The organism is Micromonospora sp. NPDC047753, from assembly GCF_040642735.1.
GTDB lineage: Bacteria > Actinomycetota > Actinomycetes > Mycobacteriales > Micromonosporaceae > Micromonospora.
On record NZ_JBEYSL010000418.1, the window covers coordinates 1 to 6050 of the forward strand.

Below are 6050 nucleotides of genomic sequence, written 5' to 3' on the forward strand. Positions count from 1 at the left end.
AGCACCGACGTCAACCGGGTCTCCCGCTACACGGTCAGCGGTGACACGCTGAACACGTCGAGCGGCGTGCCACCGGTCGCCCTCGTTCGACGTTCGGTCAGCCGGCCATACCCGCCTTCAGCGCGGTCCCCAGCAGCACTGCGCGCCGGGCGGTCAGCGCGCAGGCCCCGAGCGCCACGGCGTCCGGGGCGATCTCCCCGTTGTTGCTGGTGTGCGAGGGACCGTACGGGTTGCCGGCGATGAACTGACTGGTGTCGGTGTAGCCGGGGGTGACCACCACACCGCCCCAGTGGTAAAAGACGTTGAAGAGCGAGGTCAGCGTGGTCTCCTGCCCCCCGTGCGAGGTCGCCGTCGAGGTGAAGGCGGAGTAGACCTTGTTGGCCAGCGCGCCCTGGGCCCAGAGCGGGCCGGTCGTGTCGATGAACTGCTTCAGCTGCGCGGCGATCATGCCGTACCGGGTCGGCGCGCCGAGGATCACCACGTCGGCCCAGGCCAGGTCGTCGATCATCGCCTCGGGCACGTCCTGGGTCTCCAGGTGGTGTGCCTGCCACCCGGAGTTGGAACGGATCGCCTCGTCCGGCGCCAACTCGCGCACCTTGCGCAGGCGTACCTCGGCACCGGCGTCCCCGGCGGCCTCACACACGGCCTGCGCCATCTGGTACGTGATGCCGGTGGCGCTGTAGTAGATCACCGCTACCTTGGTCTGGGCAGCCATCAGAGTGTCCCCTTCTCGTCTCGGATCAGCTCCCGCGACTACCCGCTGCGGACGCGCTCTAACGACAGCCTCCGAGGCCGCCGGCTACCGGTCGGCCGGCTCAAGTTTTCCGCAACTTCCCGGTCGTTCCGGCCCGCCGCCACGCCCGGACGACGATCCTGGTGCCATCGGTGCCGGCGGGACCGAGCCGCCGCCCCGCACCGGGCACCTGAACGGGGGATCGCGCTCCGCCGGCAACGGCGCTGGCGTAGCGCGATCAGGGGACGATCACCGCTCCCACGCTCCGGCTCAGCGGACCAGGGTCGCCATCAGCCGGTCCAGCTCGGCCGCCGGGTCGACTGTGAGACCGGTGTGCACCGGCCCGGTCTGGATCATCGTGCTGCGCGGCGCGGCCAGCCAGTGGAACCGCTCGCCGAGGCGCATCCGGGTCGCCGGCCCGTCACCGGAGCAGGTCCGGTCCCAGGAGTCGAGCACCGCGGCCACCGCCGGCAGGTCGACGTCGGGCGCCAGCGCGCGCACCCGGTCGGCGTCCAGGTGCGTCCGCGCGGCCAGGAAGTCACGCTGCTGGCAGTAGAGCAACACCCCGACGTTGATCTGCTCACCGCGCTCGATGCGGGGCACGAGCCGGATCAGCGCGTACTCGAAGGGTTGCCTCATGCCCCGCTCCCCGATGGCAGCCAGTCGGTCGTGCGGGCGACCCGGCGGGACAGGTGATCCAGGTACGCGCCGCGCGCCGCGTCGGCCGTCTCGAAGTCGGCGGCGGTCAACCACTCCTCCGGCACCAGGGCCAGCACCTCGGTGAGCAGCTCCGGGGTGACCTGGGGGGTCAGCTCGGCGTCGGCCTCGGCCAGCCGCGACGCGTACGGCGCCAGCACGTGGTCCTCCGCGCGGTAGGCACGGTGCACGGCGGCCTCGGCGCGCGGCCAGTTGTGGTGGAAGTACAGCGAGGCGCCGTGGTCGATGAGCCACAGCTCCCGGTGCCAGACGAGCAGGTTCGGGTTGCGCCAGCTCCGGTCGACGTTCTCCACGTACGCGTCGAACCAGAGCACCCGGGAGGCCAGCGCCGGGTCGACCGGGTGCGCCACCGGGTCGAAGCCCAACGCCCCGGGCAGGAAGTCCATCCCGAGGTTGGCGCCGCCGCTGCTGCGCAGCAGCTCCTGCACCTCCTGGTCGGGCTCGGCCCGCCCTATCACCGGGTCGACGTCGAGGACCACCAGCGGCGGCACCCGTAACCCCAGCCGGCGCGCCAGCTCACCGCAGATCACCTCGGCGATCAGCGCCTTGGGCCCCTGCCCGGCGCCTCGGAACTTCGCCACGTAGGTGCCCAGGTCGTCGGCCTCCACCACGCCCGGCAGCGACCCACCCTCGCGCAGCGGGGTGACGTAACGGATCGCGGTGACCTGGCGGAGCACGCCGCCCACCCTACTGTGGCCGGCCGGGACGGGTGGAGGGCCGGCCCAGACCGGCACGCGCGGGTCAGTCGAGCTTGTCGCGCAGCTTGTCGACCTGGGTCTGCAGGCGGTCCACAGCGTTCTCGTTGTTGACGAACGTGGTGATACCCGCGGCCAGACCGAGCCCGATCAGCACGGCCAGGATGCTGAGCACCAGGCCGCCGATCGACACGCCACGACCGGTGACTCCGGGTCGACGCGCCATCTTGAGGCCGACGATGCCCAGGATGATCCCGATGATGCCGAGCACCAATCCCAGCCAGGCGAGGATCGCCGTCAACACGCTGAACAGAGCGGCCACCCCGAACACCAGGGCGAAGGTCGCCGCGGCGCTCGTCTTCGCGCGGGCGTCCCCCCGATGGCCCCGGGACCCGGCCGTTACGCCGGCGCCCCGCGCCGGCTCGCTTGCGGCAGTCATGAGATTCCCTTCCGTACGCGCGGCGCGCGCACTTCCGGCGAGCCGCATTCCCCCGACGACCGCCGTTACGCCTCCCACCAGCAGGAGTGTCGGTGCTCGGCCCTAGGCTGGCCGCCCGGCCACGAAAAGGAGCGCAGGATGCCTGTCGACCTCAGCGCGGCCGACGCGCTGGCGCTGCGGATGACCAGCCTGCTGCTGCGCCACCACCCGAGCACCCGCCCCGGCACCGTCGCCGAGGTGGTCGAGTGGTTCGGCGCGATGCAGGCACAGGATCTGGCCAGCGGGCTGTGGTCGCTGGGCGCCCGGCTACCCGGTCACGGCATGGCCGACGTGCAGGCGGCGTTGGAGCGGCGTGAGGCGCTGCGTACCTGGCCGATGCGGGGCACCGTGCACCTCGTTCCGCCCGCCGATGCCCGCTGGATGCTGGAGGTGACGGGCGTACGGTCCCTGGCCGGCGTGGCGACCCGGCGGGCGCAGCTGGGGCTGAGCGAGGCCGACGCGGACCGGGCGGTGGACGTCCTCGGCAGCGCGTTGGCCGGCGGTGGTCGACTCAGCCGCGCGCAGTGCCTCGCCACCCTGCGGACGGCCGGCCTGGGCACCGACGGGCAACGTGGCTACCACCTGCTGTGGTATGCGAGCGTGCGCGGCGTGACCTGCGTGGCCCCGAACGTCGGCACCGAGCAGACCTTCGCCCTGCTCGACGAGTGGGCACCCACGTCCCACCGGCTGGAGCGGGACGAGGCGTTGGCAGTGCTCGCCCACCGATACGTTCGCGGGCACGGCCCGGTCACCGACCGCGAGTTCGCCGGGTGGAGCGGCCTCACAGTGACCGACGCCCGGCGTGGCCTGGCCGCCGCCGACGACGCGCTGAGCGCGGTACGCGTCGACGGCACCGCGATGTACGTCGACGCGGCCCTGGCCGACGCGCCACGCTCCGCGCCGGACGACGTGTTGGCGCTGCCCGGCTTCGACGAGTACCTGCTCGGCTACCGGGACCGCACGTTGATGCTCGACCCCGCCCACCAGGCCGCCGTCGTGCCGGGCAACAACGGCATCTTCCAGGCCACGGTGGTCCGCGCCGGTCGGGTGGTGGGCGTGTGGAAACGCAAGATCGGCCGCACGGCGGTCACCGTGACGATCCAGCCGCTCACGACGCTCGACGCCGCCGCGCGGGCCCGGGTGGAGCAGGCACTCGGGCGCTACGCGGAATTCCTCGGGCTGCCGGCCCGCTTCGACTGGCTGACCTGACCCGGCGGTGTCACCGCTGCGGCGGCGCAGGGTCGGCCGGTCGTGGGCGGGCGGCGCTGAGCAGGTCGACGATCCGGGCCACCCGGGGGTCCGCGCGGATCTGCGCCACGCTGGCCGGCAGCGGCAGACGCCAGTTCGGATACTCGTCGACAGTGCCCGGCATGTTGGGTTGGCGCACCTCGCCCAGCACGTCGTAGAGGGAGACGCCGAGCAGCCGGGTCGGGCTGGCCGCGAGCGCTGCGTGCATCGCCACCACCACCTCGCCGTCGTCGGGTGCCGAGTTCGCATCGGGCAGCGCCGAATCGGCATCCGTCCTTTGCTCTGCACCCGCGGAGGCGACAGTATCGGTCGGTGGCCGCGAGGTCGGCTCGGGCAGCAGGTTCTCGGCGCGCAGCATGCCCAGCAACCGGTCCCGGTCGGCGGCGGCCCGGGCCCGCTCCACCGCCACGTCGGTGCCGAGCAGCTTCAGCTCGTCGCGCACCCGCACGTGCTCACCGGTCAGGAAGCCCGGCGCGGTGGGCAGGTCGTGGGTGGAGATGGTGGCGAGGGCGTTGCGCGGCCACCGGGCCGGCGGGACGAAGTCACCGGCCTCGTCGCGCGCGAACCACAGCACTGTCGAGCCGAGCATGTTGCGCCCCCGCAACCCTCGGGTCACCGCCGGTTGGACCGTGCCGAGGTCCTCACCGACCACCACCGCGCCGGCCCGGTGCGCCTCCAACGCGAGGATGCCCAGCATCGCCTCGGCGTCGTAGCGCACGTAGGTGCCCTCGGCCGCACCGCCGCCCGGCGGCACCCACCACAGTCGCCACAGACCGGCGACGTGGTCGACCCGCAGGCCACCCGCGTGCCGCAGGACGCGGCGCAGCATGTCCCGGTACGCGGCGTACCCGGTTGCGGCGAGGCGGTCCGGGCGCCACGCGGCGAGCCCCCAGTCCTGGCCGAGCTGGTTGAAGTCGTCCGGTGGCGCGCCGACCCGCACGCCCTGGGCCAGCACGTCGGCGAGCTGCCACCCGTCCGCGCCGCCCGGGTCGATGCCGACGGCCAGGTCGTGCACGACACCGACCGGCATCCCCGCCGAGCGGGCCGCCGCCGTGACGGCGTCGAGCTGCTCGTCGCAGAGGTGCTGCAGCCAGGCGTGGAAGGCGACCCGGTCGGCGAGACGCCGACGCTGCTCGGCGACCGCCGGGGCGTCCGGGTGGTGCAGTTCCGCCGGCCAGGCCCGCCAGTCGTTGCCGTGCCGCTCGGCCAGCGCGCACCAGGTGGCGAAGCTGGTCAGCGCCGGGTCCGCGCCAAGGTCCACCGGCTGGGCGTACGGGTGCAGCAACTCCAGCGCGCGCCGCTTGGCGGCCCACACCTCGTCGTAGTCGATCAGGGGCCCCCGGTCGGGGCGCAGCGCGTCGACCACCGCCCGGGTGGCCGGGTCCGCCGCCCGGTACGCGGCGGTGTCGCTGACCCGCAGGTAGAGCGGATTGACGAAGCGTCGACTGGCCGGCGAATACGGTGAGGTGGCCACCGGGTGCGCCGGCCCGACCGCGTGCAGTGGGTTGAGCAGCACCAGCCCCGCCCCGTTGGCACCGGCCCACCCGGTGAACTCGGCGAGATCACCGAGGTCTCCCATCCCCCAGGAACGCTCCGACGTGAGCGCGTAGAGCTGGAGCATCCACCCCCAGCTCGACGGCGGCACCGGCAGCCGACGCGGCACCACCACAAGTGTCGCCTCGCGGTCGGCGCAGGCCAGCCGGTGCCAACCCAGCGGCAGGTCCGCCGGCAGCTCGCCGTCGACCGCGCGGCGGCCACCGTCCTCCAGGGTCACCATCCCCGGCCCGGGCAGCGCCCGGCCGCGACCGTGGGTGAGCACGACCGTCTCCGGCAGGGCGTTCCGGTCGACCGCACGGGCGGCCGCGAGCGCGTCGGCGATCGCCGACGGGCTGGTGGCGTCCACGCCGAGCAGCCCCAGCACACCCACCACTGTCTCCGGTGCGACCTCGACGCGGCGGTGCCGCCAATCCTCGTACCAGGTGGAAACACCGTGCGCGTTGGCCAGCGCGGCCAATCGTCGGTCCATGTGCCCCCCGCTCCACGACGCGACCTAGGACCACCCTGCCACGCCCACCCGAACCCCCCTCGTCGGGTCGAGCACCGTCAGGGACCCGTCGGCGTACGCGATTCGGCCGGTCAGGGCCAGCTCGACCAGCACCGCGGCGGCCATGCCCAGGTC

6 protein-coding genes are annotated in these 6050 nt (G+C 73.5%); 1 reads left to right on the forward strand and 5 read right to left on the reverse strand.

Going from position 1 to position 6050, the window contains the following annotated elements:
• Positions 1-97: 97 nt before the first annotated feature.
• From wrbA to ABZ749_RS27210, 4 genes are all read right to left on the reverse strand, one after another.
• The gene (wrbA, locus tag ABZ749_RS27195) at positions 98-715 is read right to left on the reverse strand and encodes an NAD(P)H:quinone oxidoreductase (RefSeq protein WP_357201660.1); all 618 of its coding nucleotides are present in this window, start codon (positions 713-715) and stop codon (positions 98-100) included.
• Positions 716-1003: 288 nt separating this feature from the next.
• A complete protein-coding gene (locus ABZ749_RS27200) occupies positions 1004-1372 on the reverse strand; it encodes a DUF3037 domain-containing protein (protein WP_091404117.1) in 369 nt (122 codons plus the stop codon).
• Positions 1369-2127: a HipA family kinase gene (locus tag ABZ749_RS27205; protein WP_357232804.1), complete on the reverse strand. Its 759-nt coding sequence runs from the start codon at positions 2125-2127 to the stop codon at positions 1369-1371. Before ABZ749_RS27205 ends, ABZ749_RS27200 begins: the two co-directional genes overlap by 4 nt.
• Before the next feature lie 64 nt (positions 2128-2191).
• Positions 2192-2584 carry a hypothetical protein gene (locus ABZ749_RS27210; protein WP_357201651.1) on the reverse strand — a complete coding sequence of 131 codons (393 nt, stop codon included), beginning with the start codon at positions 2582-2584 and terminating at the stop codon, positions 2192-2194.
• Between the two features lie 138 nt (positions 2585-2722).
• On the opposite strand from ABZ749_RS27210, the gene ABZ749_RS27215 reads away from it, so the two are divergent.
• Positions 2723-3832: a winged helix DNA-binding domain-containing protein gene (locus tag ABZ749_RS27215; protein WP_357232806.1), complete on the forward strand. Its 1110-nt coding sequence runs from the start codon at positions 2723-2725 to the stop codon at positions 3830-3832.
• A 10-nt stretch (positions 3833-3842) separates the two neighbouring features.
• On the opposite strand, the gene malQ is transcribed toward ABZ749_RS27215, so the two are convergent.
• Entirely contained in the window at positions 3843-5897 is a 2055-nt protein-coding gene (gene malQ / locus ABZ749_RS27220; RefSeq protein ID WP_357232809.1) for a 4-alpha-glucanotransferase, read from the reverse strand.
• Positions 5898-6050: the final 153 nt, after the last annotated feature.